28 protein-coding genes are annotated in these 25,611 nt (G+C 58.9%); 14 read left to right on the top strand and 14 right to left on the bottom strand.

Features of this window, described 5'->3' with window-relative positions:
• Nucleotides 1-81: 81 nt before the first annotated feature.
• The 4 genes from MRBLRC7O_RS13690 to MRBLRC7O_RS13675 all read left to right on the top strand — a co-directional run bounded on the left by MRBLRC7O_RS13690 (nt 82) and on the right by MRBLRC7O_RS13675 (nt 3,130).
• A complete protein-coding gene (locus MRBLRC7O_RS13690; RefSeq protein ID WP_003507477.1) occupies nt 82-642 on the top strand; it encodes a cysteine hydrolase family protein in 561 nt (186 codons plus the stop codon).
• Nucleotides 642-1,625 (top strand): GlxA family transcriptional regulator, encoded by a 984-nt coding sequence (locus MRBLRC7O_RS13685; RefSeq protein WP_035213127.1) that lies wholly within the window; start codon nt 642-644, stop codon nt 1,623-1,625. The genes MRBLRC7O_RS13690 and MRBLRC7O_RS13685 overlap by 1 nt, the downstream gene beginning before the upstream one ends.
• A gap of 109 nt (nt 1,626-1,734) precedes the next feature.
• Nucleotides 1,735-2,685 carry an aldo/keto reductase gene (locus MRBLRC7O_RS13680; protein ID WP_367727447.1) on the top strand — a complete coding sequence of 317 codons (951 nt, stop codon included), beginning with the start codon at nt 1,735-1,737 and terminating at the stop codon, nt 2,683-2,685.
• Between the two features lies 1 nt (nt 2,686).
• Nucleotides 2,687-3,130 carry a GNAT family N-acetyltransferase gene (locus tag MRBLRC7O_RS13675; RefSeq protein WP_035213105.1) on the top strand — a complete coding sequence of 148 codons (444 nt, stop codon included), beginning with the start codon at nt 2,687-2,689 and terminating at the stop codon, nt 3,128-3,130.
• Here MRBLRC7O_RS13675 and MRBLRC7O_RS13670 read toward each other — a convergent pair.
• Nucleotides 3,112-4,020, bottom strand: a complete 909-nt coding sequence (locus MRBLRC7O_RS13670) for a LysR family transcriptional regulator (protein ID WP_060722793.1) — start codon at nt 4,018-4,020, stop codon at nt 3,112-3,114. The two genes, MRBLRC7O_RS13675 and MRBLRC7O_RS13670, sit on opposite strands and share 19 nt — an antisense overlap.
• Before the next feature lie 175 nt (nt 4,021-4,195).
• Here MRBLRC7O_RS13670 and MRBLRC7O_RS13665 point away from each other — a divergent pair, with 175 nt between their 5' ends.
• Nucleotides 4,196-5,194: an aldo/keto reductase gene (locus MRBLRC7O_RS13665; RefSeq protein WP_060722792.1), complete on the top strand. Its 999-nt coding sequence runs from the start codon at nt 4,196-4,198 to the stop codon at nt 5,192-5,194.
• Between the two features lie 52 nt (nt 5,195-5,246).
• Here the strand turns inward: MRBLRC7O_RS13665 and pheT are convergent, their stop codons facing one another.
• The 6 genes from pheT to infC form a co-directional block, all read right to left on the bottom strand.
• Nucleotides 5,247-7,670 carry a phenylalanine--tRNA ligase subunit beta gene (gene pheT, locus MRBLRC7O_RS13660; RefSeq protein ID WP_080865744.1) on the bottom strand — a complete coding sequence of 808 codons (2,424 nt, stop codon included), beginning with the start codon at nt 7,668-7,670 and terminating at the stop codon, nt 5,247-5,249.
• 24 nt (nt 7,671-7,694) lie between these two features.
• Nucleotides 7,695-8,777, bottom strand: coding sequence for a phenylalanine--tRNA ligase subunit alpha (gene pheS, locus MRBLRC7O_RS13655; protein ID WP_003507467.1), 1,083 nt, complete (start codon nt 8,775-8,777; stop codon nt 7,695-7,697).
• Nucleotides 8,770-9,648, bottom strand: coding sequence for a phosphotransferase (locus MRBLRC7O_RS13650; RefSeq protein WP_003507465.1), 879 nt, complete (start codon nt 9,646-9,648; stop codon nt 8,770-8,772). The genes pheS and MRBLRC7O_RS13650 overlap by 8 nt, the downstream gene beginning before the upstream one ends.
• Nucleotides 9,649-9,823: 175 nt before the next feature.
• Entirely contained in the window at nt 9,824-10,228 is a 405-nt protein-coding gene (gene rplT, locus MRBLRC7O_RS13645) for a 50S ribosomal protein L20 (protein WP_003507464.1), read from the bottom strand.
• Nucleotides 10,229-10,268: 40 nt separating this feature from the next.
• The gene (gene rpmI, locus MRBLRC7O_RS13640; RefSeq protein ID WP_003493355.1) at nt 10,269-10,472 is read right to left on the bottom strand and encodes a 50S ribosomal protein L35; all 204 of its coding nucleotides are present in this window, start codon (nt 10,470-10,472) and stop codon (nt 10,269-10,271) included.
• Nucleotides 10,473-10,662: 190 nt separating this feature from the next.
• On the bottom strand, nt 10,663-11,199 hold the full coding sequence (gene infC, locus MRBLRC7O_RS13635; RefSeq protein ID WP_077767695.1) for a translation initiation factor IF-3: 537 nt from the start codon (nt 11,197-11,199) through the stop codon (nt 10,663-10,665).
• Between the two features lie 187 nt (nt 11,200-11,386).
• On the opposite strand from infC, the gene MRBLRC7O_RS13630 reads away from it, so the two are divergent.
• Nucleotides 11,387-12,175 carry an alpha/beta hydrolase gene (locus tag MRBLRC7O_RS13630; RefSeq protein WP_003507461.1) on the top strand — a complete coding sequence of 263 codons (789 nt, stop codon included), beginning with the start codon at nt 11,387-11,389 and terminating at the stop codon, nt 12,173-12,175.
• A 118-nt stretch (nt 12,176-12,293) separates the two neighbouring features.
• Nucleotides 12,294-12,908 (top strand): transglutaminase-like cysteine peptidase, encoded by a 615-nt coding sequence (locus MRBLRC7O_RS13625; protein ID WP_003507458.1) that lies wholly within the window; start codon nt 12,294-12,296, stop codon nt 12,906-12,908.
• A gap of 55 nt (nt 12,909-12,963) precedes the next feature.
• On the opposite strand, the gene mbfA is transcribed toward MRBLRC7O_RS13625, so the two are convergent.
• Entirely contained in the window at nt 12,964-13,947 is a 984-nt protein-coding gene (gene mbfA, locus MRBLRC7O_RS13620; RefSeq protein ID WP_003507456.1) for an iron exporter MbfA, read from the bottom strand.
• A 139-nt stretch (nt 13,948-14,086) separates the two neighbouring features.
• Between mbfA and MRBLRC7O_RS13615 the strand changes: the two genes are divergently transcribed.
• Nucleotides 14,087-14,560 carry a group III truncated hemoglobin gene (locus MRBLRC7O_RS13615; RefSeq protein ID WP_111784758.1) on the top strand — a complete coding sequence of 158 codons (474 nt, stop codon included), beginning with the start codon at nt 14,087-14,089 and terminating at the stop codon, nt 14,558-14,560.
• 178 nt (nt 14,561-14,738) lie between these two features.
• Nucleotides 14,739-15,842: a TRAP transporter substrate-binding protein gene (locus MRBLRC7O_RS13610; protein ID WP_003507447.1), complete on the top strand. Its 1,104-nt coding sequence runs from the start codon at nt 14,739-14,741 to the stop codon at nt 15,840-15,842.
• A 6-nt stretch (nt 15,843-15,848) separates the two neighbouring features.
• On the opposite strand, the gene MRBLRC7O_RS13605 is transcribed toward MRBLRC7O_RS13610, so the two are convergent.
• Nucleotides 15,849-16,943, bottom strand: a complete 1,095-nt coding sequence (locus tag MRBLRC7O_RS13605) for a helix-turn-helix domain-containing protein (protein ID WP_162686220.1) — start codon at nt 16,941-16,943, stop codon at nt 15,849-15,851.
• A 146-nt stretch (nt 16,944-17,089) separates the two neighbouring features.
• Here MRBLRC7O_RS13605 and MRBLRC7O_RS13600 point away from each other — a divergent pair, with 146 nt between their 5' ends.
• Nucleotides 17,090-18,163: an alpha/beta hydrolase family protein gene (locus MRBLRC7O_RS13600; RefSeq protein WP_080866509.1), complete on the top strand. Its 1,074-nt coding sequence runs from the start codon at nt 17,090-17,092 to the stop codon at nt 18,161-18,163.
• Between the two features lie 18 nt (nt 18,164-18,181).
• Here the strand turns inward: MRBLRC7O_RS13600 and MRBLRC7O_RS13595 are convergent, their stop codons facing one another.
• From MRBLRC7O_RS13595 to MRBLRC7O_RS13585, 3 genes are all read right to left on the bottom strand, one after another.
• Complete coding sequence (locus MRBLRC7O_RS13595; RefSeq protein ID WP_080865742.1) at nt 18,182-18,700, bottom strand: GNAT family N-acetyltransferase; 519 nt, start codon at nt 18,698-18,700, stop codon at nt 18,182-18,184.
• A gap of 19 nt (nt 18,701-18,719) precedes the next feature.
• Nucleotides 18,720-19,298 (bottom strand): helix-turn-helix domain-containing protein, encoded by a 579-nt coding sequence (locus MRBLRC7O_RS13590; protein ID WP_162996174.1) that lies wholly within the window; start codon nt 19,296-19,298, stop codon nt 18,720-18,722.
• A 98-nt stretch (nt 19,299-19,396) separates the two neighbouring features.
• Entirely contained in the window at nt 19,397-19,798 is a 402-nt protein-coding gene (locus MRBLRC7O_RS13585) for a ketosteroid isomerase-related protein (protein ID WP_080865737.1), read from the bottom strand.
• 72 nt (nt 19,799-19,870) lie between these two features.
• On the opposite strand from MRBLRC7O_RS13585, the gene MRBLRC7O_RS13580 reads away from it, so the two are divergent.
• The 3 genes from MRBLRC7O_RS13580 to lepA all read left to right on the top strand — a co-directional run bounded on the left by MRBLRC7O_RS13580 (nt 19,871) and on the right by lepA (nt 23,245).
• Nucleotides 19,871-20,479: a GNAT family N-acetyltransferase gene (locus tag MRBLRC7O_RS13580; protein ID WP_020812479.1), complete on the top strand. Its 609-nt coding sequence runs from the start codon at nt 19,871-19,873 to the stop codon at nt 20,477-20,479.
• Complete coding sequence (locus MRBLRC7O_RS13575) at nt 20,476-21,345, top strand: carbon-nitrogen hydrolase family protein (RefSeq protein ID WP_020812478.1); 870 nt, start codon at nt 20,476-20,478, stop codon at nt 21,343-21,345. The genes MRBLRC7O_RS13580 and MRBLRC7O_RS13575 overlap by 4 nt, the downstream gene beginning before the upstream one ends.
• A 61-nt stretch (nt 21,346-21,406) precedes the next feature.
• The gene (lepA, locus tag MRBLRC7O_RS13570; RefSeq protein ID WP_035213098.1) at nt 21,407-23,245 is read left to right on the top strand and encodes a translation elongation factor 4; all 1,839 of its coding nucleotides are present in this window, start codon (nt 21,407-21,409) and stop codon (nt 23,243-23,245) included.
• A 67-nt stretch (nt 23,246-23,312) separates the two neighbouring features.
• Here lepA and MRBLRC7O_RS13565 read toward each other — a convergent pair whose 3' ends face one another.
• Nucleotides 23,313-23,720, bottom strand: coding sequence for a DUF2000 family protein (locus MRBLRC7O_RS13565; protein WP_003507428.1), 408 nt, complete (start codon nt 23,718-23,720; stop codon nt 23,313-23,315).
• A 94-nt stretch (nt 23,721-23,814) separates the two neighbouring features.
• Here MRBLRC7O_RS13565 and MRBLRC7O_RS13560 point away from each other — a divergent pair, with 94 nt between their 5' ends.
• A complete protein-coding gene (locus MRBLRC7O_RS13560) occupies nt 23,815-24,591 on the top strand; it encodes an AraC family transcriptional regulator (RefSeq protein ID WP_003507426.1) in 777 nt (258 codons plus the stop codon).
• Here the strand turns inward: MRBLRC7O_RS13560 and MRBLRC7O_RS13555 are convergent.
• On the bottom strand, nt 24,588-25,481 hold the full coding sequence (locus MRBLRC7O_RS13555; RefSeq protein WP_003507424.1) for an NAD(P)/FAD-dependent oxidoreductase: 894 nt from the start codon (nt 25,479-25,481) through the stop codon (nt 24,588-24,590). The genes MRBLRC7O_RS13560 and MRBLRC7O_RS13555 overlap by 4 nt on opposite strands.
• Nucleotides 25,482-25,611 lie beyond the last annotated feature (130 nt).

Below are 25,611 nucleotides of genomic sequence, written 5' to 3'. Positions count from 1 at the left end.
TCTCTTTGTCAGAATGCCCGCTTTTCTTCGAGCTGGATAAGAAGAATTATGCTACGCATGAACCCAATGGAGATACATGAAATGTCCTCTTCTCATACAGCACTGCTGGTCATCGACGTTCAGGAATCCTTTCGGCATGCCCCCTATTTCGAGGAAAGCGGTTTGGCTGCCTATCTGGAGAAACAGCAGGCGCTGATCGATGGCGCCAAAGCCGCGGGCATTCCAGTCGTGCAAATCTTCCATGTCGATGGCGACAAGGCCTTCTCAAAGGACAGTGGCTATATCCGGGCGCTGGATGGCGTGCGGATCACGCCTAATGTCACCTTTCACAAGAACCGCCATTCGGCTTTTGCCGGCACCGGCCTCGAAATCTGGCTGACACAGAAGGGCATCAACCGGCTGATCGTCTCCGGCATCCGCACCGAACAATGCTGCGAAACCACCACGCGGCACGCTTCTGATCTTGGTTACAGCGTCGATTACGTCACCGAAGCGACCCTTACTTTCCCGATGACACATGCTTCCGGCACCGTCTTCAGCCCGGACGATATCCGCAAACGGACCGAACTGGTGCTGGCTGGCCGCTTCGCGCGCATCCTAACCGTCAACGACGTGCTTGCCACCGTCAAAGAGGCCGCATGATGGATAGAGGCGGCACACGCATCATTCCCTTTTATACGCTTGTGCCGCCTCACGCGCTGTTGCTGGACATTGCCGGTCCGCTCGAAGTGATCCGTTATGCCAACACGGAACAACGGGACATCCATTTCGACTGCCGATACATTGCTGCGAGTGGCGAACAACAATCTTCCATCGGCCTTGGACTTTCCGGGCTGGAGAGTTTGCCCGCGACCCTGCCGGAAAGTGCTTTCCTGCTGATCTCGGGCAGCACGTCACGCTTCGACAATGATCCGCAGACACGGCGAGAGCGGCAGGCGCTTGCGGCATGGCTGCGCCGCGCGGTGCGTGCCGATACGACAGTCATTTCCATCTGTTCCGGCGCGCTGCTGGCGGGAGAAGCGGGACTTTTCGACGGGCGAAACTGCACGACTCATGCCGATTGCGTTGAAGGGCTGCGCCGCATCGCGCCGCTGTCGCAGGTGGCCGAAAACCGCCTTTTCGTTGAGGATGGCAACCGCTTCTCAAGTGCCGGTATTTCCACCGGCATCGACCTGATGCTGCATGTGGTTTCCCGGCTGACATCCCCGGCCGTTGCGGCCCGCATTGCCAAAACAATGGTCGTTTATCTAAGACGCAGCGGCAGCGATCCGCAAATCTCCCCTTGGCTCACCGGCCGCAACCACATCCACCCCGCCATTCACCGGGTTCAGGACCGGGTGATGGCCGAGCCGGCGCAGGACTGGTCGCTGGAGCGGCTGGCCGATATTGCCGCGCTCAGCGAAAGGCATCTGTCGCGCCTGTTTCGCGAGCATACCGGCATCAGCGTCATCGACTACGTCAACCTGATGCGGGTCAATCTCGCCCGCGACATTCTCGCAAACAGCCGCCTGGATATGGAAGCCATCGCGGAAAGGGCGGGTTTTGCCTCCGCCCGGCATTTGCGGCGTGTCTGGCAACAGCACAATCGCCATCCGCCCAGCCATTATCGCGGTTTTCAGGCCTGATTTTTCGCAGACCCTGCCGCTGCCTGATGAATGCCATCAAAGGAATTGAATGGTTATGCCGGCAGGCAGTTGCTACCTTGCCATAAAGACAGCAACAGGAGCATTTTCCGTGGAAAAACGAAGTCTCGGCCGCACCGGCCTCTCCATCGCCCCGATCGTCTTCGGCGGCAACGTGTTCGGCTGGACAGCGGATGAGAAGACTTCCTTTGCCCTGCTCGACGCCTTTTTCGATGCCGGGTTCAATGCCATCGACACGGCGGATGTCTATTCCGCCTGGGTGGATGGCCATGTGGGCGGAGAGTCCGAGGCCGTCATCGGCAAATGGCTGCAGCAGTCCAGTGTCAGGCGTGAGGATGCGGTGATCGTCACCAAGGTCGGTTTTGACAATCGCGGCCAGAAGACCGGTCTCAGCGCCAGGTGGATCGCGGAAGCCGTCGAGGCTTCCCTGAAGCGGCTGCAGACCGACTATATCGACCTCTACCTCGCCCACAAGCCGGATGCGGATGTGCCGCTGGAGGAAACGCTCGCCGCCTTCGCAAAGCTGAAGGAACAGGGGAAAATCCGCGCCATCGGCTGCTCAAATTATTCCGCAAGCCAGCTTCAGGACGCGCTGGACACGGCTGCAAAGAACAATCTGCCGCGCTACGACGTGCTGCAGCCGGAATATAATCTCTACAACCGTGCGGATTTTGAAGGTCCGCTTGCCGATCTCTGCGTCAGGCAAGAGATCGGGGTGATCAACTATTACAGCCTTGCGGCCGGTTTCCTCACCGGCAAATATCGCGCCAAGGCCGACACCGAAGGCGTTGCCCGCAGCTACCGGGTAGGCGACTACGTCAACACACGCGGCCTTGCCATTCTGGGGGCCATGGATGCGGTTGCCGTGGAAACCGGTGCCAAGCTCGCCGATATCGCACTGGCCTGGCTGCTGCGGAAGAGTGCCGTGACGGCTCCAATTGCCAGCGCCACCAGCCTGTCGCAGCTCGAGAGCTTCAAACGCGCCGTCGATCTGAAGCTGACAGACGAGATGATGGTTCTTCTCGATAAAGCGGGTGCGTGACATGGACCTTACAATTCGTGACGCACAGCCGAGTGACCGGGCGGAATGGCTGCGCCTGTGGAACGATTATCTCGCCTTCTACGATGTCCACCTTGCCGACGACGTGACCGACCATACTTGGGCGCGTATTCTCGACCCAGCGTCGCGTGTTTCCATGCGTGTGGCTTTGCTCGGCGACAAGATGGCCGGTTTCGCCATCCATCACTTCCATGATTCCACCTGGGTCAAAACACCCGATTGCTATCTGGAAGACCTGTTCGTCGACGGCGCGATCCGCGGCAAGGGAACAGGTCGGGCGCTGATGGATGATCTCATCGCCATCTGCGCCGAAAAAGGCTGGTCACGGCTTTACTGGAACACGGACGAGCATAATCACCGGGCCCAGAATCTCTATAACAGCTACGTGAAAAGCGATGGCCATATCCGCTATCGCATCAAGTTCTGATCACCCCTGAAGCGGAAGAAATCTACGAAAGCCCTCAGCGCCGGGCGCATCTGCCGGCGCGAGGGATAATAGATATAAAAACCGTCAAAGGGCGCGCACCAATCCTCCAGCACGCGGATGAGCCTGCCCTCCCTGATATCGTCCTCGACGCGCTGTTCGAAAACGAAGGCAAGGCCTGCCCCATCTATTGCCGCCCGGCGAATGAGGCTCTGGTCCGACAGGATCAGCGGTCCCTGTACATCCACCACCAGCGGCTTGCCATTCTTCTCCAGTTCCCAGCGATAGATAAGGCCGCTCGCGAAACGCCGGCGGATGCAGCGGTGACGGATGAGATCCCTCGGATCGTATGGCGGCGGGTTTTCTGCGAAATAGGAGGGCGCGCCAACAATCGCGCCGCGCCATGCACCACTCGCTTTCACCGCAATCATATCCGCATCGAGGTGCTCTCCGAGCCGCAGACCGGCATCGAAGCCTTTCGCGACGATATCTTCGAAGCGATCATCCGTTGAGATTTCAAGTGATATGTCGGGATAGAGCCGCAAGAACTCACCCAGCCGCGGCACGATAAGATCCTCGGCCGCAAGCCGAGGCAGGGTGATGCGCAGAGGACCCGCCGGCCTTCCACCGTGCTCGGCAAGCGTCTGGATGACCGTATCGATATCGGCAAGAGCCGGTCCCAACGTTTCGAGCAGCAGTTTACCCTCCTCCGTCGGAGAAACGCTGCGGGTGGTGCGGTGAAGCAGCCGCAGGCCAAGGCTTTCCTCCAGCGAAGAGACCGCATGGCTGACGGCAGAAGGCGCGATGGCCAATTCGGCCGCGGCCTTGCGGAAGCTGCGGCCTTCGGCAACGGCGGCGAGAACGGCCAGCTGGGAGAGTTGCACACGGTTCATTGTTCTAAATGATAGAACAACCCAAGCGGATTTGCAGCGGTTATTTTTACCACCGATGGGCAGTATGTTTTGCCCGTACCCACTCCCAAGGGTATATTAAACCGTCTTGGACACACATGCTCCGCCGCAAACCGCGGGATAGCTTTCAAGGCGTGCTCTGACAAAGGACAGGCAGATGAAACACAGAATCCTCGGAAAAGACCTCTCCGTTTCCGCACTCGGGCTTGGCTGCATGGGCATGAGCCATGCTTATGGACCTTCGGATGAAAGCGGTTCTATCGCGACGTTGCATCGCGCCGTCGAGCTTGGCGTCACATTGTTCGATACGGCGGAAGTTTATGGGCCGTTCAAAAACGAAACCCTCCTTGGCAAGGCTTTGAAGCCCTATCGCGATCAGGTGGTCATCGCCACCAAATTCGGCTTCCGCATCGACGGCAGCAAACCTTCGGCGGAAATGATCCAGGGTGTTGACGGTTCGCCGGCAAATGTTCGTGCCGTCGCCGAAGCCTCACTGAAAAGGCTGGGTGTCGATGTCATCGACCTCTATTACCAACACCGCGTCGATCCGGACGTGGCAATTGAAGAGACGGTCGGCGCAATGGCCGATCTGGTGCGGGAAGGCAAGGTGAAGGCGCTCGGCCTTTCGGAGGCGAGTGCGGCGACCCTTCGCAAGGCGCACGCCGTTCACCCGATTGCAGCCATTCAGAGCGAATATTCGCTGTGGACCCGCGATCCCGAAGAAAATGGCGTGCTGGAAACCTGCCGTGAACTGGGCATCGGTTTCGTACCCTTCAGCCCGCTCGGACGCGGCGCTTTGACAGGTGCGCTGAAGTCGCTCGATGGGCTTGCCTCCGACGATTTCCGCCGCAGCCTGCCGCGCTTCCAAAGCGAAAACTTCGATGCCAATCTGGCCCTCATCCAGCTGCTGGAAGACATGGCGGCAGAAAAAGGCGTTACCGCCGGGCAACTAGCGCTCGCCTGGGTCATGGCGCAGGGCGATTTCATCGTGCCGATCCCCGGCACCACGAAAATTGCCAATCTGGAGAAAAACGTGGCTGCAGCGGATGTCGCGCTGACGGCCGACGAAGTTGCCAGCCTCGGCGCATTGCTCTCTCCGACAAAGGTTGCGGGGGAACGTTATCCGGAACGAATGACGCGATTGGCCAATCGCTAAAAACAAAAAGCCGCGGCAACCGCCGCGGCTTTTGTCATTCCATCAGCTGCTTTCAGGCGCGCAGAACGCCGCCCGTCGATTTTTCGACATTGCCGACGATCTTGGCCGTCAGCGCTTCGAAATCCTCATCGGTCAGCGTCTTGTCGACCGGCTGGATCTGGACTTCGATGGCCACCGACTTGCGGTCTTCACCGAGCGAAGCGCCTTCGAAAATATCGAAGACGTTAACGCCGGTGATCAGCTTGCGGTCAGCACTCGTTGCGGCCTTGATGATAGCTCCCGCCTCGACAGACTTATCGACCACGAAGGCGAAGTCACGCTTGACCGCCTGGAACGGCGAAAGCTCGAGCGCAGGCTTGGTGCGGGTCGCCTTCTTCTTCGGCTCCTGCATGGCGTCGAGATAGACCTCAAAACCGCAATAGGCGCCAGAAACATCCAACTCGGACAGTGTCTTCGGGTGGAATTCGCCGAAATAACCGAGCACGACCTTCGGACCCATCTTGATGGTGCCGGAGCGGCCGGGATGATACCAGCCGGGGCCGCCGGCCTCGATCTGCACATTGGCCATGGGCAGGCCGCAGGCTTCCAGCACCGCCAGCGCATCGGCTTTGGCGTCGTAGACATCCACGGGCTTGCCGCCGCCTTTCACAGCATTGGACCACATGCGGCCGCTGCCCGCCAGCGAGGCCGTGCCACGGCGGACACCGCCGGCAACGCGGCGCTGCGTATCAGGCGTATCGCCCTCATAGGTGCCGGAGACCTCGAAGATCGCGACGTCACCATAACCCTTGTCGGCATTGCGCTGTGCGGCAGTCAGCAGGCCGGGCAGCAGCGAGGGCCGCATATCCGACATATCGGCCGCAATCGGGTTGGCGAGTTTTAGCGCGGGCGAACCGCCGCCGAAAAGCTTCGCCTGCGCTTCCGGGATAAAGGACCATGTGACGGCTTCGAGCATGCCGCGGCTCGCCAGCGCACGGCGCGCGGCGCGGGTGCGGATCTGCAGCGTGGTCAGGATACGGCCGTTGACAGCGCCGAAGCTTTCAAGCGGTTCCGGCTTGATATTGTCGACGCCATGGATGCGCATGACTTCTTCAACCAGATCGGCCTTGCCGTCGACATCAGGACGCCAGGAGGGGACGGTCACGGAGACTCGCTCGCCCGTTCCCTCGACACCGAAACCAAGACCCTCGAGAATGGCGAGGCTCTCCTGCGAGGAGACCTCCAGACCTGTCAGGCGCTTGACTTCCGCCAGCGGGAAATCGACGACCTTGGGCTGATGGCCCTTATAACCAACGACGCGGGCTTCGCCGGCAACGCCGCCGCACAGTGCCAGAACCAGTTCGGTGGTGCGCTCCAGACCCGGAACCATATATTCCGGATCGACACCACGCTCGAAACGATAACGCGCATCGGTGATGATGCCGAGCGAACGGCCGGTCTTGGCAATGTTGATCGGATCCCAGAGAGCAGACTCGATGAGCACGTCGACGGTGTTTTCGTCGCAGCCGGAATGCTCCCCGCCCATGATGCCGCCGATCGACTCGAGGCCCTTTTCGTCGGCAATGACGACATTGTTCGGGCCGAGCTTGTATTCACGCTGGTCGAGCGCGAGGATCGTCTCACCCTCTTTCGCACGGCGAACCGTGAGATCGCCCTTGACCTTGGCGGCGTCGAAGACGTGCATCGGCCGGCCCTGATCGAAGGTCATGTAGTTGGTGATATCAACGAGAGCATTGATAGGACGCAGGCCGATCGCCATCAGGCGCTGCTGCATCCATTTCGGGCTGGGGCCATTCTTCACGCCGCGCACGATGCGCAGCGAGAAGCCGGGGCAAAGCGCCGCATCATCCAGTTCCAGCTTCACATCGACGGGGGTTGCGCCTTCAACCTTGAAGGACGGCGCAGGCTTCGTCTTCAGCTTACCCAGACCGGAGGCGGCGAGATCGCGGGCGATGCCGTAGATCGAAGTGCAGTCCGGACGGTTGGGCGTGAGGTTGATCTCGATGATCGGATCATCGAGGCCAGCATAGGATGCGAAGGAAGTGCCGACAGGCGCATCTTCAGGCAGATCGATGATGCCGTCGTGATCGTCGGAAATGTTGAGCTCCTTTTCGGAGCACATCATGCCGTGGCTTTCGACGCCGCGAATCTTGCCGACGGCCAACGTCACATCGATGCCCGGAACATACATGCCGGGACGAGCGAGCGCACCAACGAGGCCGGCGCGTGCATTCGGCGCGCCGCAGACGATCTGCACCGGCTTGCCGTCACCAGCATCCACCATCAGCACCTTGAGGCGGTCGGCCTCGGGATGTTTTTCAGCGGAAACGACCTTGGCGATGACGAAAGGCTTGTAGGCCGCCTTGTCATCGACGTCCTCGACCTCGAGGCCAATCGCCGTCAGCCGCTCGCAAATCTCGTCCAGCGTCGCATCCGTTTCGAGATGCTCTTTCAGCCAGGAAAGAGTGAATTTCATGTCTTTGCTCCTTGGCTAACCGGATTAAACGCTCAAACCGCCGAACAGCGTCGGCATGTCGAGCGGGCGGAAGCCGTAGTGGTTCATCCAGCGGACATCGGCGTTGAAGAAATCGCGCAGATCAGGCATGCCGTATTTCAGCATGGCGATGCGGTCGAGGCCCATGCCCCAGGCAAAGCCCTGATATTCATCCGGGTCCAGCCCACCGGCGCGCAGCACGTTCGGGTGCACCATGCCGCAGCCGAGGATTTCCATCCAGTCCTTGCCTTCGCCGAACTTGACGATGGGGCCGGAACGGTCGCACTGGATATCCACCTCGAAGCTCGGCTCCGTGAAGGGGAAGAACGACGGGCGAAAGCGCATGACGACACTGTCGACCTCGAAGAAGGTCTTGCAGAATTCTTCCAGAATCCAGCGCAGATTGCCGACATGCGCCTTCTTGTCGATGACAAGGCCCTCGACCTGATGGAACATCGGCGAATGGGTGGCATCGGAATCCTGACGATAGGTCTTGCCCGGAATGACGATGCGGATCGGCGGCTTCTGACTTTCCATGGTGCGGATCTGCACCGGCGAGGTGTGGGTGCGCAGCACCTTGCGCTCGCCGTTTTCATCCGGCTGGAAGAAGAAGGTGTCGTGCATTTCGCGGGCCGGATGGCCTTCGGGGAAATTCAGTGCCGTGAAGTTGTAATAGTCGGTCTCGATGTCCGGACCTTCGGCGATCGAGAACCCCATATCCGCGAAGATGGCAGTAATTTCATCGACGATCTGGCTGATGGGATGAATGCGACCGCGCTCGGCCGGAGACTGACGAACCGGCAGGCTGACATCCACCGTTTCCGCTTTCAGTCGGGCGGTAATGGCGGCGTCCTTCAGCGCGTTCTTGCGCTCGCCGATGAGGTCGGTGATTTCGGTCTTGAGCTGGTTGATGGCCGCGCCCCGGGTCTGGCGCTCTTCCGGCGTCATGCTGCCAAGCGTCTTCAGAAGCTCCGAAACCGAGCCTTTCTTGCCAAGTGCGGAAACACGCACGGCCTCGATGGCCGGCTCATCGGCAGCCGTGGCGATCTCCGACATCAATTGCGATTTCAAGGTATCAAGTTCAGTCATCTTTTCCTGCCTTGCCGGTATTTTTAACAGCGGCTTCGGGGTTCACAGCATTCATCAAATAGTCGGTCGCCATGATAAAGCGTCGCAGATCACTACCCATCCGCACGCGCCCGATCAACCGGGCAACCGGTAAAAAACGCCCCAGAATGCCGGTCAGACGGCACAATTCTTCCAGCGCCCGGGGCGGGGCGTTTTCGCGCCAGCGGGCAAAGGCGGCATCACAGGTTTTCGGCGCATCGCAGGCGCGGGTCGCGACCTGCAGAAACAGTAGCCAGATATCGCGGGCCTGCGCCGTCTCAAGCGGCATGACGTCCTGCGGGCGTTCCTCGAAATCCATGAAACCGACACGGCCTTCTGCGAGAAAAAAGTCACGCACATGCGGACGTCCATGGCAAAGACCTGCTGCATGCAGTTCGCCGAGCGCCTCGGCGGATTTTACCAGCAGGGCATCATGCTCCGCCGGCATTGCGGTCTTTATCGCATCCATGCGCTCGATGATGGTGGGACCGACATCCCCCAGGACAACGGCCGTCAGCGAAGAATAGATGATGGGCGGAACCGGAAAACCACGGGCCTTGAAGGCCTGCAGCGTTTCGAGTTCACGGCGCATCAGGCCGGCGCCATCGAGCGGCGGCGACGGGCGCATAAAAGTGTAGGGGAGCAGCTTTGCGAGAAAGGTCTGCAACTTTATCCACCAGGACGGCGTTTCCGTGCCCTGGCGCTTGATCCAGACGGTCGTCGAAGAAAGTTCGAGTTTCTGCACACGGCGCTCGCTTTTAAGCAAAGCCCGCATCAAGGCTGCGATATCGCTATCTTCCAGATGGACGTGGAAACCCTTCGCCTTTTCCGCGTCGCTTGCGGCAACCAGCATTTTCTGCCCCCAATGGAGCCTGCCGGCCAAAAGCCGGATGCCCCACCCTTTTGGCAACCTCGGCGCAAAAGCGTTACGCACTTCTGCCGAAACTACCGTGAATTCCAAAAAACGAAAACCCGCGCCGGAGGACCGGCGCGGGTTTCAAATGAACAACAGATTGTCCGCGCCGTAATTACTTTACAGCGGTTTCAAACTCGTTGGTCGTACCAGCATCCTTGAGGTACTCAAGCGCCTTCTTCGCTGCTTCGACGAGCGCGCCGAATGCTGCCGGCTCATGGATAGCCATGTCGGACAGAACCTTGCGGTCGACTTCGATGCCAGCCTTGTTCAGGCCGTCGATGAAGCGGCCATAGGTCAGGCCGAATTCGCGAACAGCAGCGTTGATACGCTGGATCCACAGAGCGCGGAAGTTGCGCTTGTTGACCTTGCGGTCGCGGTAAGCGTACTGCTTGGAACGATCCACGGCAGCCTTTGCTGCGCGGATGGTGTTCTTGCGGCGGCCGTAGAAGCCCTTGGCTGCCTTGAGTGTCTTGGTGTGCTTGGCGCGGGAAGTTACGCCACGTTTTACGCGTGCCATGTCATGATCTCCTTAAAGTGTCCAAAAGTGCGGAAAAGTCTCAGAGACCGTTCGGCAGGTAGTTCTTGACGACTTTCTTGCCGTCAGCTTCGGCGAGAACCATGGTTCCACGCGCGTCGCGAATGAACTTGTTGGTACGCTTGATCATGCCGTGGCGCTTACCGGCGGCGGCTGCAACAACCTTGCCGGTGGCGGTGATCTTGAACCGCTTCTTTGCAGCGGACTTCGTCTTCATCTTGGGCATTTTGCTACTCCGTTTTTGTATCGAAACAGGCAGACGAGGCCTATTTCAAGCTATTCAGGAACGGCCACGGCATGCCCTGCCGGACCGTTCGGACGCGCGCTTATAACCGCAGTCGGCTAAAAGCGCAACGGGGAATGAGAATTTCCCCTTGCGGTGAGATACGCGCCAGTGATGTGAACGCGTAAAAAGATTATTTCGGTGCGAGAACCATCATCATCTGACGGCCTTCCAGCTTCGGCTCGGCTTCAACCTTGGCAATCGCCTGGGTGTCTTCCTTCACCTGGAGGAGAAGCTTCATGCCGAGTTCCTGGTGGGCCATTTCGCGGCCGCGGAACTTCAGCGTTACCTTCACCTTGTCGCCATCATCAAAGAAACGGCCCATCGCCTTCATCTTCACGTCATAGTCATGCGTGTCGATGTTCGGGCGCATCTTGATTTCTTTAACTTCGACGATCTTCTGTTTCTTGCGCGCTTCAGCGGCCTTTTTCTGGGTCGAGTACTTAAGCTTGCCGAGATCGAGGATCTTGCATACCGGCGGTTCAGCGTTCGGCGAAATCTCGACGAGATCGAGACCGGCCTCTTCCGCCATTTTCAAAGCCTGATCCGTCGGCATGCTACCGAGGTTCTGGCCCTCTTCATCAATAAGCTGAACTCTGGGAACCCGAATTTCCCGGTTGGAGCGCGGGCCCTCCTTGACGGGGGCATCGGCTTTGAAAGGTCTGCGAATGGTCGTATTCTCCTGATCTGTTTCTGGATCACGTCAGCAAAAAACAGCTTGTTTGGTACAAGCGGCGGAAATGTCGTTATTGCCGTGGCGAAGTCAATAGCATATCTGCCCGAAAAGATCACCTGTTGCCACGGTTTTTGCAAATACGCCGCCGATATTGCACGAAAATCAGGAGAATTGCATATACATGACCGAACAAGCTGCTGAATTCCTGCATATAGGAGCGGGTGACGACGCCCGCAACATCGCTTTCCTCCATCGCTCCCCAACATCCCAGCCGAACGCACCAACGCTCGTCTGGCTCGGCGGCTATCGCTCCGACATGACGGGAACCAAGGCGGTTGAGCTCGATCGTTTTGCAGCGGAAAACGGCCTTGCCTGCCTGCGGCTCGATTATTCCGGGCACGGGGCTTCCGGCGGTGATTTCAACAAAGGCACGATCTCGAGATGGCTCGAAGAGGCACTTGCGGTGGTGCGTGCAAAGGCGCCGTCGCGTGTCGTTCTCGTCGGCTCGTCGATGGGCGGGTGGATTGCGTTGCGCATGGTCGAGGAGCTGCGCAAGGCGGGTGGCGCGCCCTCCGTCGCCGGTCTGGTTCTCATTGCGCCTGCGCCGGATTTCACGCAGGAACTGATAGAGCCCAGCCTGTCGGATGCGGAAAGGACCTCTCTCGCAGAACGGGGTTACTTCGAGGAACATTCGGAGTATAGCCCCGAGCCCAACATCTTCACCCGCGCGCTGATGGAAGACGGAAAGCAGAACCGGGTGCTCACCGGCATCATCACGACCGGCTGTCCGGTTCATGTTCTGCAGGGCATGCGCGACCCCGATGTTCCCTATCAGCATGCTCTGAAGCTCATCGAACATCTTCCCGCCGACGATGTGGTGCTGACGCTGATCCGTGACGGAGACCACCGGCTTTCCCGGCCGCAGGATATCGAGCGGATGCTCGCGGCGGTCAAAGCCCTTGCAATATAGGCATTTGCGCAACGCTCTTAACCATATTCAACGAGTCTTGCGCATCGCCGATTGCTAGAGATTGACTCAAACCCCCTATCCCTCTTAACTTTTCGTTAAGAATTAAGGGACGGGTTTCATGATGAACGCACCGCTGGCGCGTGCTCTGCTGTTTGCAGTTGCTGCCGGGCTAATGACTGCTGCCTCCGCCATGGCGGAAATCAAAGGAAGCCCTTCCATGGTGACGGGCGGGATCACGTCTCAGCCGATCGGACATTACGAGTTCTGTCAGAAATACGCCGACGAATGCAATATTCGCAGCAAGGCGACACCGCCCCCGCGCGTCACAGATTATGGCTGGGATGTCATTCGCGAGGTCAATACGTCCGTCAACACCACGATCGTGGCGATGACCGACCAGGAAATCTACGGCAAGGACGAAGTCTGGGAATATCCGACGACCGCCGGTGACTGCGAAGATTTCGTGCTGCTGAAGCGTAAGAAACTGGTCGAGCGCGGTTTTTCCGTTGCCGATCTGCTGATCACCGTCGTGCGTAAACCGGATGGTGAAGGCCATGCGGTGCTGACGCTTCGCACCACTGATGGCGACTATATTCTCGACAACCTCACCGACGATGTGAAGCTCTGGACCGATACTAACTATACCTATCTGAAGCGGCAGGCGTCCTTCAATACGGGCCGTTGGGTCTCCATCGAAGATGGTCGCGACGTTCTGGTTGGCGCATTACGCTGACGCTTGGCCCACGTTTGACAGATTGAGAGCCCGCCATCGCGGGCTCTTTCTTTTTTCATCCGTTGCCGATGATAATGCCGGCCGCCAGCACCAATGAGCCGCCGAGGACCACCTGAAACACCGCGCGCAGGAACGGCGTTTCCATGAAGCGGTTCTGAATGAAGGCGATGGCCCAGAGTTCCACGAAAACGACGACGGCCGCAATCGCCGTTGCTGTCCAGAAATGCGGGATGAGATAGGGTAAGGCATGGCCGAGACCGCCGATGGCCGTCATGATGCCCGAGGCCAGACCCCGCTTTACCGGAGAACCGCGACCCGAAAGCTTGCCGTCATCATGGGCCGCCTCGGTGAAGCCCATGGAGATACCAGCGCCGACGGAGGCTGAAAGGCCGATCAGGAAAGTCTGCCAGGTATCCTGCGTGGCGAAGGCGGCCGCAAAGATCGGCGCGAGCGTCGAGACGGAGCCATCCATCAATCCCGCAAGACCCGGCTGCACATAGGTCAGAAGAAACTGCCGCTTTGCGGTTTCCGCCTCTTCGGTCTTGCCATCTTCATCGAGATGTTTTTCTTCCAGCATTTGCGCGATCTCTTCGTGACCCCGCTCCGCCTCGGCCAGATCGCCGAGCAACTTGCGCGTAGAGGCATCGCTGGTGCGCTTGACGGCCTCATCGTAAAAACGGATCGCCTGTGCTTCCATCAATTCGGCCTGGGCACGGATTTTCTCGAGCGACAGGTTCTTCACGAGCCAGTCTGGTGTGCGCTCGTAAAAACCACGCACGTGTTCGCGACGGATCAGCGGGATCGTCTCTCCGAAACGGCGACGATGCATGTCGATCAGGACATTTCGATGCTGCTGCTCGACCTCCGCCATATCGTCGAAGACTTTGGCCGATTGCGGATATTGCGCGCGCAGGTGATCGGCATAGGAACGATAGATGCGGGAATCGTCTTCTTCGGACGAAATGGCGAGTGCGAGGATTTCCTGTTCGCCGAGGGAGGAAAAGGGGCGTTTGGACAGGGAAAAAAGACTGCGAAACATGGCTGAAACCTTTTTAGAATAATTCTAAATACATCCGCCCTGCGCCGAGATCAAGTCATCTTAGAATAATTCTAATAAGGCAAAGGGTCGCATTGCAGGCCGCCTCGCAGCGGGGTAAATTCGCGGAAAAGGAAGCACCATGCAGGAAGACGTTGCGGCGAGAGCCGCCCACAGCGCGGAAATTCAGGACAGGGCGGAAAAGGCCATGGCGGAAATCGGCGTGGATGCCGGTTTCATCGACCTGCTGGTGGAAACATTCTACGGCCGCGTTCTTGAACACTCCACGCTTGGCCCGGTTTTTGATGCGCGACTCGCCGGGCGCTGGCCGGAGCATATGGCCAGGATGAAACAGTTCTGGACGGCCGTCGCCTTCAAGAATGGCGGTTATGGCGGCAAGCCCGTGCAGGCCCATCTCGGGGTAAAAGGCATGTCGGCGGAGCTTTTTCCGCAGTGGCTCACGCTGTTTTCCGCCACGCTTGATGATATTGCGCCGAGCAAAGAGGCACATGACTGGTTCATGGAAATGGCGCGACGCATCGCCAGAAGCCTGACGCTTTCGCTGTTTTACAATCCCGCAATGGATGACCCGGCCTTAAAGCGCAGCATGCCTTAGCCGCAGCCGCGCCGAACAGCGAAAGGCCGGTACAAGCAACAATTGCCAAGCCGTGCGTAAGATCACGCAAGTTTCAAACATTTCCTCTTGATGGCCGCAGGGATAAATGTTTAGTAGCCGACGGGAGGCGTACCGTGCGGTTCGCCTGTAATATGCAGACATATCAGGGCTTATCGACATGGATCGCAGATCATTTATCCGCAAGGCGGGCGCCGTTGGCGCCGGTGTTACCGCAACGGCGCTGGCCGCTCCGGCCATTGCACAGGAAAACCCCAAGATCACCTGGCGCATGACGTCGTCCTTCACCAAGGGCCTCGACATTCTTTTCGGCGCGGGCCAGATCGTCGCAGATCATGTCAAGGAAGCCTCCGGCGGCAACTTCGTCATTCAGCATTTCGCCGGCGGTGAAATCGTGCCGGCGCTGCAGGCAGCGGATGCGGTGACGGCCGGAACCGTCGAAATGGCGCATACCTGCTCCTATTATTACGTCGGCAAGGATCCGACCTTTGCGCTCGGAACGTCGGTTCCCTTCGGCCTTAACGCACGCCAGACGAATGCCTGGTTCAACCAGGCCGGTGGCAACGAGCTGCTCAATGAATTCCTTGCCCAGCACAATATCTACTCGATCCTGCTCGGCAATACCGGTGCCCAGATGGGCGGCTGGTTCCGTAAGGAAATCAACACCATCGACGACCTCAAAGGCCTGAAGATGCGTATCGCCGGCCTCACCGGCCAGGTCATGCAGAAGGTTGGCGTGACACCGCAGCAGATCGCCGGCGGCGATGTCTATGCCGCGCTGGAAAAGGGCACGATCGACGCCACCGAATTTGTCGGCCCCTATGACGACCAGAAGCTCGGTTTCTACAAGGTCGCAAAATATTACTACTACCCCGCATGGTGGGAAGGCGGCCCGGCCGTTCATGCCTTCGTGAATCTGCAGAAGTTCAATGAGCTGCCCGAGAATTACAAGCGCATCCTGAAAGACGCCTGCGCCGCCGGCAGCGCCAGCATGCTGGAACGCTACGATGCGCGCAATCCGAAGGCGCTGAAGGAACTCGTGGCGCAGGGCGCTATCCTGCGCCCCTTCAGCCAGGAAATCCTCGATGTCTGCCACAAGGCCGCGCAGGACACCTATGCGGAGATTTCGGCCAAGAACGAGAGCTTCAAGAAGATCTACGAAAGCCAGCAGGCCTTCAAGAAGGACGCTTATCTCTGGGCGCAGATCGCCGAATATACCTATGACACCTACATGATGATCCAGCAGCGCAACGGCACGCTCTGATCCCCATCATTTCCCGACGATCTTCAAACGGTCATCCGGCATCTGCCGGGTGGCCGTTTTGTTTGGTGAGACCAGTTTCCACACTTCACGCTCCCGCCAGTCGACAGGGCTCATGCCGGTGACGCGGCGAAATTCGCGGTTGAAGTTGGATTTGGTCTGAAAGCCCGAGGACAACATGATCGCGGTTACCGATTGCTCCGTTTCCTCAAGCAGCCGGCAGGCTTCGCGGATGCGCAACTGATTGACATATTGCGAGACATTGACGCCGAGCGAGCGATTGATCGCGCCTGATATCTGCCGGCTCGGCAGCCCGAGGCGTCTTGCAAGCCGCGACAGGTTGAGGTTCTCATCACGGTAAAGCGCCTGCGCCGCCATCAGCCGATCGACCCTTGCAATGATGTCCCGGTCCTGCTCGGATGGCTCCGGCGGCGGCGGCAATTCCGCGACCGGATCCATGGCCGTTTGTGGTGCTTTGCTTTCACCGGCCAACGCAGCCATGAGGCCAATCAACAACAGTCCGAAAAGATTGGCATTGCTGACGAGCGCTGCAACATTTTGCCCGTGCGCCCATTCGAAATCGAAAAACACCAGAAGATCGAACAGGGCGGAAACGCACAGGGCTAATGCGGCGATAATCAGCGCCCGGTGCGCGGAGGCGACGCTGGCGAATTGCGCCTCATCCAGCCCATCCGGCCCTTTTCTGCCAAGAAGAAGCAGGGCGACGGCGTGGCCGACGAAGATGACGATCAGTGCAAGATCGATCGCCATCGGCAAGGTGACTTCCATGATGACGATGAGCAAAGGCGACAGGACGAGATTGGCGAGCATCGCTCTCCTGCTTTCCGCCCCCACTCCCATCAGTCCGCGAAAAGCAATGTAGACAAGCGGCGGCAGGCAGGCTGCGAGGATCGGCAGAACATAACGCGTTTCGATGACGCCATACCCCCAGCGCAGGCCGACAAGGACGGATTGCACGGCACAAAGCACGATCAGCGCCAGAAAGGCCCGGTTGGTCCGCACATCGTCTCCACCTCGAAGGAAAACAATGAACATGACGACCAGCAGAAGCGCCACGACGAAAGGCAGCGGAATGAACAGCACGAATGATATCCCCGGAACACAACGACTTATATTGCCAGTTCATGGACCAGATCGCGTTTCGGGACGACCTTTAACGTGATCAAGGACGCGAAAAATATGTGGCGGCGCAGATTGAACCCCGTTCTTCCCAACCGCACGAGGTTTTCATGCGCCCTATCAGCACCATCACGACCATACTGTTTTCCGCTCTCGTCACCCAGCCTGTTTTTGCGGGCGAGGTGGTTGGCGCCAGCGAAACCACCATCCATTCGCCGGCACGCGGCAAGGACCTTGCCGTCACTGTCTGGTATCCATCCGACGGAAAGGGCACACAGACGCTTTCCGGCGAGGACCGGATTTTTCAAGGCACGCCCGTGTTCAAGGATGGCGCGGTGAAACCGGGTCGCCTGCCGCTTGTACTTCTGTCCCACGGCTCGGGTTCAAGAGTGTCCGGTATGGCATGGATCGCCGCAAAGCTTGCGAGCGAAGGTTTCATTGTCGCCGGAACCAACCATCCCGGCACCACCAGCGGCGATTCCACGCCCGCCGATACGCCGAAAATCTGGGAGCGAACGGACGATCTCTCCACGATCGTTACGGCCCTGGCGGCAGAGGGCAAATGGTCGAATGCGATCGACACGAAGAGGATCGGCGTTCTCGGCTTTTCGCTGGGCGGCAGCGCGGCGATGGAGATTGCGGGTGCGCGCGCCGATCTCGATGCCTATGCGCGCTATTGCGAAGACCATGCCACGACGATGGATTGCCAATGGTTTGCTGGCGGCCGGGGTTATCTCGATAATGAGCCGGTCAACGTGCCGAAGCTTGACCTCAGAACCCTCGACAAGGCCCGTTTCGAGCAGCAGAACCGTGATCCCCGCATCCGTTCCGCCGTACTGATCGATCCGGGCCTGGCGCTGGCCTTCAAACCGAACAGTCTGAAAGAGATCGATATTCCGCTGACCTTCATCAATCTCGGCAGCAAGGGCAAAATTCCCGCGGCTGTGCTTGCGGATAAACTCGCGGACGAAGTACCCGGCGCGACCTACCAGCAGGTGGATGACGCCAATCATTTCAGCTTCCTGCCGCTGTGCAAGCCGGATGCCGATGCGTTCCTCAAATCCATCGGCGAGCGCGACCCGATCTGCGAGCCGGCCGGACCACGGGACCGCGCCGATATTCACGCACAATTGGAGGCGATGATTGTTACCGCCTTCAACCGTACGCTGAAGCCGGGCCAGTGAAACGGAAGTCTGAAAAGACTAGCCGATCCGCTTGTAGAACAGGGTGGTGCCGCAAAAGCGTCCATCCGGGAACAGGGCGTAATCGGGAATGACGCCGACCCGCTCCCAGCCAAGACGAGGATAAATCGCCTCGGCATCGCTACCCGTGGCCGTATCCAGAACCAGAAGGGTACGGCCACGTTTTACCGCCTCCTCCTCCACCTTTTGCATGAGCATACGGGCAAGTCCGAGGCCGCGTGCGGATGGGTGCACGAGAAGCTTCATCAGATCACCGCGATGCGGCTGATTGGGCTTCGAGGCAAGACCGACCTGCACGGTGCCCACCACCTTGCCATCCACCTCCGCCGCCACATGAATGGTCGCACCCTCGCCTGTCGTTTCCGCCACGGATCGCCAGAAGGGTTCAGCATCCTGTGGGGAAAAGGGCAACATGAAGCCGACGGACGCGCCGCCGTTCACGCAGGCGGCGAGGACTTCGCAGAGTTCAGGCAGGGCATCGATCGTCTCTTCCCGGTTCAACACGCGGATAGTGGCCATAAGAACTCCTGTAGGGAAATCAGCGCTGTCTTTGATCCAGCACGACGGCGTAACGGGCAGGTTTTTCGGAAGGATTGTGGAAGACGTGCCCTTCTCCCACCGGCATGAAAAGGCAATCGCCGGGCTCCAGCCGGTGAACGTCTCCGCCGCTTGTCATTTCCAGCACACCTTCGAAAAGCCAGACATATTGCGTCATCCCCCGGCTTGCCGCATGCGGCGGAAAACCGACCCGCGCGCCAGCCGGAAATTCGACTTCGACGATATCGACATCGGAACCCACACGCGGCGGGGAAATGGCGCGGCGGACATAGCCTGTCTCGGGATCTTTCCAGACCCGCTGGTCACGCTTTCTCACCAGCGGGGAAACAGCCTCTTCGTTTTCGGCGAAAAAGCCTGAGAGCGACAGACCAAGGGCTGCGCAGATGCGGGCAAGCAGCGACGCGGTTGGGCTCGCCTCCCCGCGCTCGATGCGGGAAATCATGGCGCGGCTGACGCCGGATTCGGACGCAAGCCTGTCCAGCGTCAGGCCGTTTTCAGCCCGCAATGTTTTGATCCGCTCACCGATCGAGCGCTCAAGAATATGATCTTCGTTTTCCATCACACGAGAATTGCATTCTCATATGATGGAGTCAATATCCATGATAATGGAAACCAGGATTATCTCTTGCCCGCCGATTGCGGGCGAGAAATCACGCCTTAAGCGCCGACCTGGGCAATCCAGTCGTTCAGATTATAGTAGTTCGTTACTCGGCTAACTTTTCCGTCCTTCAGGTCGAAAAAGGCGCCGGCCGGCAGCACATATGTCTGACCATTCGCCTCGGGCAATCCCTCATCTGTCTTGAGATATTCGCCATTGACGATGAATTCGGCGGAAGCCCGCTTACCGTCATCACTCGCCATGATGACCATCTCGGTGAGGTTTTCCTTATAGCAGCGGTTCATATGGTCCATGAAGGAGGCGAAGGCGGCCTTGCCGGTCTGACGCTCGCCCTGATTGATGTCGTGCACCACCTCGTCATGAAGGAGCGCCAGAAAGGCATCCATGTCCTGACGGTTGAAGGCTTCGTAATAGGCGCGGATGGTGTCGGCAGCGGTCATCGTCTTCTCCGTTCAATGCTTGCGCGGGTTTTCCATGACGGTATAACCAGTGCAACCGAAAGTGAAATGCCCATGACCGTCGAAATCAAGTCTCTTTCCGGCATTGACGCCACACCCTATTTCGATGATCTCGCGCGCCTGCGGATCGAGGTGTTTCGCGCTTTTCCCTATCTCTACGACGGTTCGCTGGATTATGAACGCAAATATCTCGCGACCTATGCCGATACGGACGGCGCGGTCTTCGTGCTGGCGCTCGATGACGCCAGAGTGGTCGGCATGTCCACCGGCATGCCGATGGCGGCAGAGACCGATGAGGTGAAAGCACCGTTTGCCGAAGCGGGCTACGATCCGGACCGAATATTTTATTTCGGTGAAAGCGTGCTGCTGCCCGGCTATCGCGGTCACGGCATTGGAGTGCGCTTCTTCGAGGAGCGGGAGGCGCATGCAAAGAGGCTCGGCTTTAACCGTTGCACCTTCTGCGCGGTCGAGCGGCCTGCCGACCATCCCCGCCGGCCGGCGGATTACGTGCCGCTCAATGCCTTCTGGGAAAAGCGCGGTTATCACCATCACCCTGAACTGCGCACCAACTTCACATGGCAGGACCTCGACGAAAACACCGAGAGCCCGAAACCCCTGTCCTTCTGGATGAAGACCATTCTTGCCGGAGACGGAGATAAATGACACGCCTCGCCGCCAGCCAATATGCCATCGAACTGATCGAGACATGGGAGGCTTATGCCGCGCATCTTTCCGCCATCGTCCGCGAGGCTAAGGAAAAAGGCGCCGAACTGCTGCTGTTGCCGGAATATTCGGCTATGGCGCTGACCGGGCAATTGCCACCCGACGCGCGTTCCGATCTGCATCGTTCCATCGAAGAGATACAGCCGTTGATCCCTTCCTGGGTGGAGCTTTGCGAGGAACTGGCGCGGCAACATCAAATCCTCTTCCAGCCGGGCAGCGCGCCAGTAAAGGACCCGGACGACAAGTTCCGCAACCGCGCATGGCTGTTCGGCCCGGATGGGCTGATCGGTTATCAGGACAAGCAGATCATGACCCGTTTCGAGCGGGAGCAGTGGAACATTCATGCGGGCGTCGAGGGACTGAAAGCCTTCGAGACGCCGATCGGCAAGCTCGGCATTCTCATCTGTTACGACAACGAGTTCCCGATGCTGGGCCGCAGGCTGGCGGAGCTTGGCGTCGAACTCGTTCTCGCCCCCAGCTGCACCGACACGCTGGCGGGTGCTTACCGGGTGCGGATTGGTGCGCAGGCTCGGGCATTGGAAAACCAATATGCCATCCTCTCCTCTCCCACCGCGGGCGAGGCCCCTTGGTCTCCTGCGGTTGATGAAAATCGCGGCCGCGCCGCACTTTATGTGCCTTCGGATTACGGCATGCCGGCATCCGGCATCATCGCGGAAAGCGAGAGTGATGCGGTGACGCAAAGCAGCCTTCTCATCGCCGATATCGATCTTGCCGCCGTTGCAAGGCTCCGCACCGAAGGGCAGGTTGCCACCCGCCGCGACTGGCCAGAGCAATTTGCGATCTAAAAAGCCCATTTTAAAAGGCTTTTAACCAAATTCCCGCTTTGCGGCATGAGAAGCCCCTGCTATAGCGCGGGACATGAGCACAAATTCGACCCGCACGCCCCTGGACCATATCCGCAACTTCTCGATCGTTGCCCACATCGATCACGGCAAATCGACGCTGGCCGACCGGTTGATCCAGTCGACAGGCGGTCTTGCCGAACGCGACATGTCGGAACAGGTTCTCGACTCGATGGATATCGAGCGCGAGCGCGGCATCACCATCAAGGCTCAGACCGTGCGCCTGCACTACAAGGCGAATAACGGCGAGACCTATGTGCTGAACCTCATCGACACGCCCGGCCACGTCGACTTCGCCTACGAAGTGTCCCGCTCGCTTTCGGCCTGTGAAGGTTCGCTGCTGGTGGTCGACGCATCGCAGGGCGTCGAAGCCCAGACGCTGGCGAACGTCTATCAGGCGATCGACAATAATCACGAGTTGGTCACCGTGCTCAACAAGATCGACCTGCCGGCGGCCGAACCCGACCGCATCAAGGAGCAGATCGAGGAGGTGATCGGCATCGATGCGTCCGACGCCGTGATGATTTCGGCGAAGACCGGGCTTGGCATTCCCGATGTTCTGGAAGCCATCGTCAATCGCCTGCCACCGCCGAAAAGCGAAGTCGGTGAAAACGGGCCGCTGAAGGCGCTGCTGGTTGATAGCTGGTACGACACCTATCTCGGCGTCATGGTTCTCGTGCGCGTCATCGACGGCGTGCTGAGCAAGGGTCAGCAGATCCGCATGATGGGTTCGGGCGCGAAATACGGCATCGAGCGCGTCGGTGTGCTCACCCCGAAGATGGTCAATGTCGACAGCCTCGGCCCCGGCGAGATCGGCTTCATCACCGCCTCGATCAAGGAAGTCGCCGATACGCGCGTTGGCGATACCATCACCGACGACAAGCGCCCGACGGCGCAGGCCCTGCCCGGCTTCAAGCCAGCACAGCCCGTGGTGTTCTGCGGTCTCTTCCCGGTCGATGCGGCCGACTTCGAAGACCTGCGCGCAGCGGTCGGTAAACTTCGCCTCAACGATGCTTCCTTCTCCTTCGAAATGGAATCGTCCGCCGCCCTCGGCTTCGGTTTCCGCTGCGGCTTCCTCGGCCTGCTGCATCTCGAAATCATTCAGGAACGCCTCGAGCGCGAGTTCAATCTCGATCTCGTCGCCACTGCCCCGTCGGTCGTCTATGAAATGACGCTGACCGATGGCACGGAAAAAGAGCTGCACAACCCGGCCGACATGCCCGACGTTGTGAAGATCAAGGAAATCCGCGAGCCGTGGATCAAGGCGACGATCCTGACGCCCGACGAATATCTCGGCGGCATCCTGAAACTCTGTCAGGACCGGCGCGGCCTGCAGACGGAGCTGACCTATGTCGGCAACCGCGCGATGATCACCTATGAACTCCCGCTCAACGAAGTGGTGTTCGATTTCTACGACCGGCTGAAGTCCATCTCCAAGGGTTACGCCTCGTTCGATTACAACATCATCGACTACCGCGAAGGCGACCTCGTGAAGATGTCGATCCTCGTCAATGGCGATCCCGTGGATGCGCTGTCCATGCTGGTTCACCGCTCGGCGGCAGACCGGCGCGGACGCGGCATGTGCGAAAAGCTGAAGGAACTCATTCCGCCGCACATGTTCCAGATCCCGATCCAGGCGGCCATCGGCGGCAAGGTCATCGCCCGCGAAACCGTGCGCGCGCTGCGCAAGGACGTGACGGCGAAGTGCTACGGCGGCGACGCAACGCGCAAACGCAAGCTTCTGGACAAGCAGAAGGAAGGCAAGAAGCGCATGCGCCAGTTCGGCAAGGTGGAAATTCCGCAGGAAGCCTTCATCGCCGCTCTGAAGATGAACGACGAATAAGCGGCAATCACTTGCCATCGTTCTTGAAGGGAGGCCCACAGCCTCCCTTTTGCGTTTTAGGGTCCGATCACCCGTGCAGCTTCGCGCCCTTGGTGATCTTGTCGACGATCTTCTTGTCGGCCCTCAGCGCCATGCCGACCACCTTGGCGTTGTCAGGAGAAAACTCCGAAAATACCTGGCGATTGGCGACGTCGTGCCCGGTAGCGAACATTTCCTCGATATAAAGCGATGTCGTGACGTCGCGCTCGAGGGATCGCTGGTGGATTTTGCGCAGCGCCTCCTGATCCGTGGCCATGACGACGACAGGCTGGATGGACAGGGGATTATAGACGTTGCCTGCCCCGTCGCGGTATGGTTCTCCAATGATCTCCTTGGTCTGGGCGACGATCCCGGACATGAGGAATGCGGTAACGTTCAGTTTTTGCCACACGGCAAGGTCATCGCGAAGGATGACGGCGATCTTGGTATCAAACATGCGAACTCAATCTGGCTGTGGTTACGAAAGAGAAGCGACCCTAGCGCCTCGGGGCGGCGGCGATCTTGAACGTTCGTGCAAATTCGAAGGGATCGTGCAGGCGCCCTCCAGCGAGGGCATCGAACGCATAGACGCGCGTTTTCACGGCAATGCCTATGCCCCGCATCGCCATGATACTTATGCGATTGGCGTCACGCTTTCCGGCGTCCAGACCTTTTCCTATCGTGGCACATCGCATTTCAGCATGCCGGGAAATGTCATCGTCCTGCATCCCGACGAGGTTCACGATGGCGGCGCGGGCACTGACGAGGGCCTGCACTATCGAATGCTCTACCTCCCGCCGGAAAAAACGACGGAGGCGGGATATAACGCGCTGCCCTTTGCCCGAAATGCCATCATCGAGGACGAAGAATTCCGGCAATGCCTCATCGAGGCACTCGGCAATCTCGAAGGCGAACCGGACAATCTACTTCTCACCGACTGGCAATCGAGACTGGCGGATCTGCTCTGGAAACATTCAGACGGAAGCACCAGAACCATCAAGCGGATTGACCGCATCGCCGTTTTGCGATGCCGGGACTATCTGCTGGAGAATAGCGCCGACACCGTCGGTTCTGAAGAACTGGAACGGATAAGCGGGCTCGACCGCTTCACGCTTTTCCGGCACTTTCGTTGCCTGTTCGGCACGAGCCCGCACCGTTATCTCATCATGCGGCGGCTGCAGAAATGCAAGGACATGATGCGCGCAGGTACGGGTCTTGCCGAAACGGCCTTTGCCTGCGGTTTTGCGGATCAGGCGCATTTCACCCGGCATTTCAAAAATGCCTTCGGCATGCCTCCGGGCCGCTGGCTGAACCTCGTCTCACCCTAGAGCATTTCCGGAAAGAGGATCGACCGGTGAGCCGCAGCGCCCGCCATCGCGCCGTCGCCCACCGCAAGGGCGACCGAGCCGGCGGGTCTCGCCACATCGCCGCAGGCGAAGATGCCGCGTGTGGTAGTCTGTTTCATCGGGTCTGTGACGATGGTTGATCCCATCGGCCCCTCCTCCACCGCACAGCCGAGTTTTTCGATCCAATCGGCGGTGATCCGCAATATCGGCTGGGTGAAAAGGCCGGCCAAGGCAATGCTGCGTCCATCTGTCAGGACGACATCCGCATGCCCCGCAATTTCCCTGATGCCGGTTGTTTCCATCCGGACGCCGCGCGCTGTCAGCATCGAATACTGGTCCTCGTCCGGCTCGAATACGCCGTTGGTGAAAAAGGTCGTCTCACCCCAGTCCGGAAGCATCAATGCGTGGTGAATGGCCAAAGGTGAAGCGGCGATAACGCCAATCTTTTCCTGATTGAGCTCGTAACCATGGCAATAGGGGCAATGGAAGACAGAAGAGCCCCAGCGCTCCTTCAGCCCGGCGATACCAGGCAATTCATCGGTGACACCAATGGCGAGGATCAGCCGATCCGCAGTCTCACGGCGGTTGCCATCGATCTCGATTGCGAAACCACCAAAGGAGCCTTCGGCATCGGTCACCCTGCCTTCGGCCCATTTTATGGTCGGGTAACGTTCGATCTGGCGGCGCGCCTCGGCGATAATCTCGCCTGGCGCCTTGCCGTCCTGGCCGAGAAAACCGTGGGAATGGTTGGCGAAACGGTTTCTCCGTTCACCGGCATCCACCATCAGAATGTTTTTTCTGGCGCGTCCAAGCTGCAGGGCGGCTGAGAGACCGGCATAGCTGCCGCCGATAATGATGACGTCGAATTTCATGATGCACCCATCGTTTCAGGAGGAGGCGGAAGTGCCCGTTCATTTCACGATACTTATATTGTTACATGATTTTGGGAGTCAATGGTCACGCAACTTATATTGTTACGTCATCTTGAAGGTGATAGCGTCG

Origin of the sequence: Agrobacterium radiobacter, assembly GCF_040801995.1 — a bacterium.
Taxonomy (GTDB): Bacteria; Pseudomonadota; Alphaproteobacteria; order Rhizobiales; family Rhizobiaceae; genus Agrobacterium; species Agrobacterium radiobacter.
The sequence above is the reverse complement of the archived record's forward strand: the minus strand, read 5'-3'. Positions and strand labels throughout refer to the sequence as shown.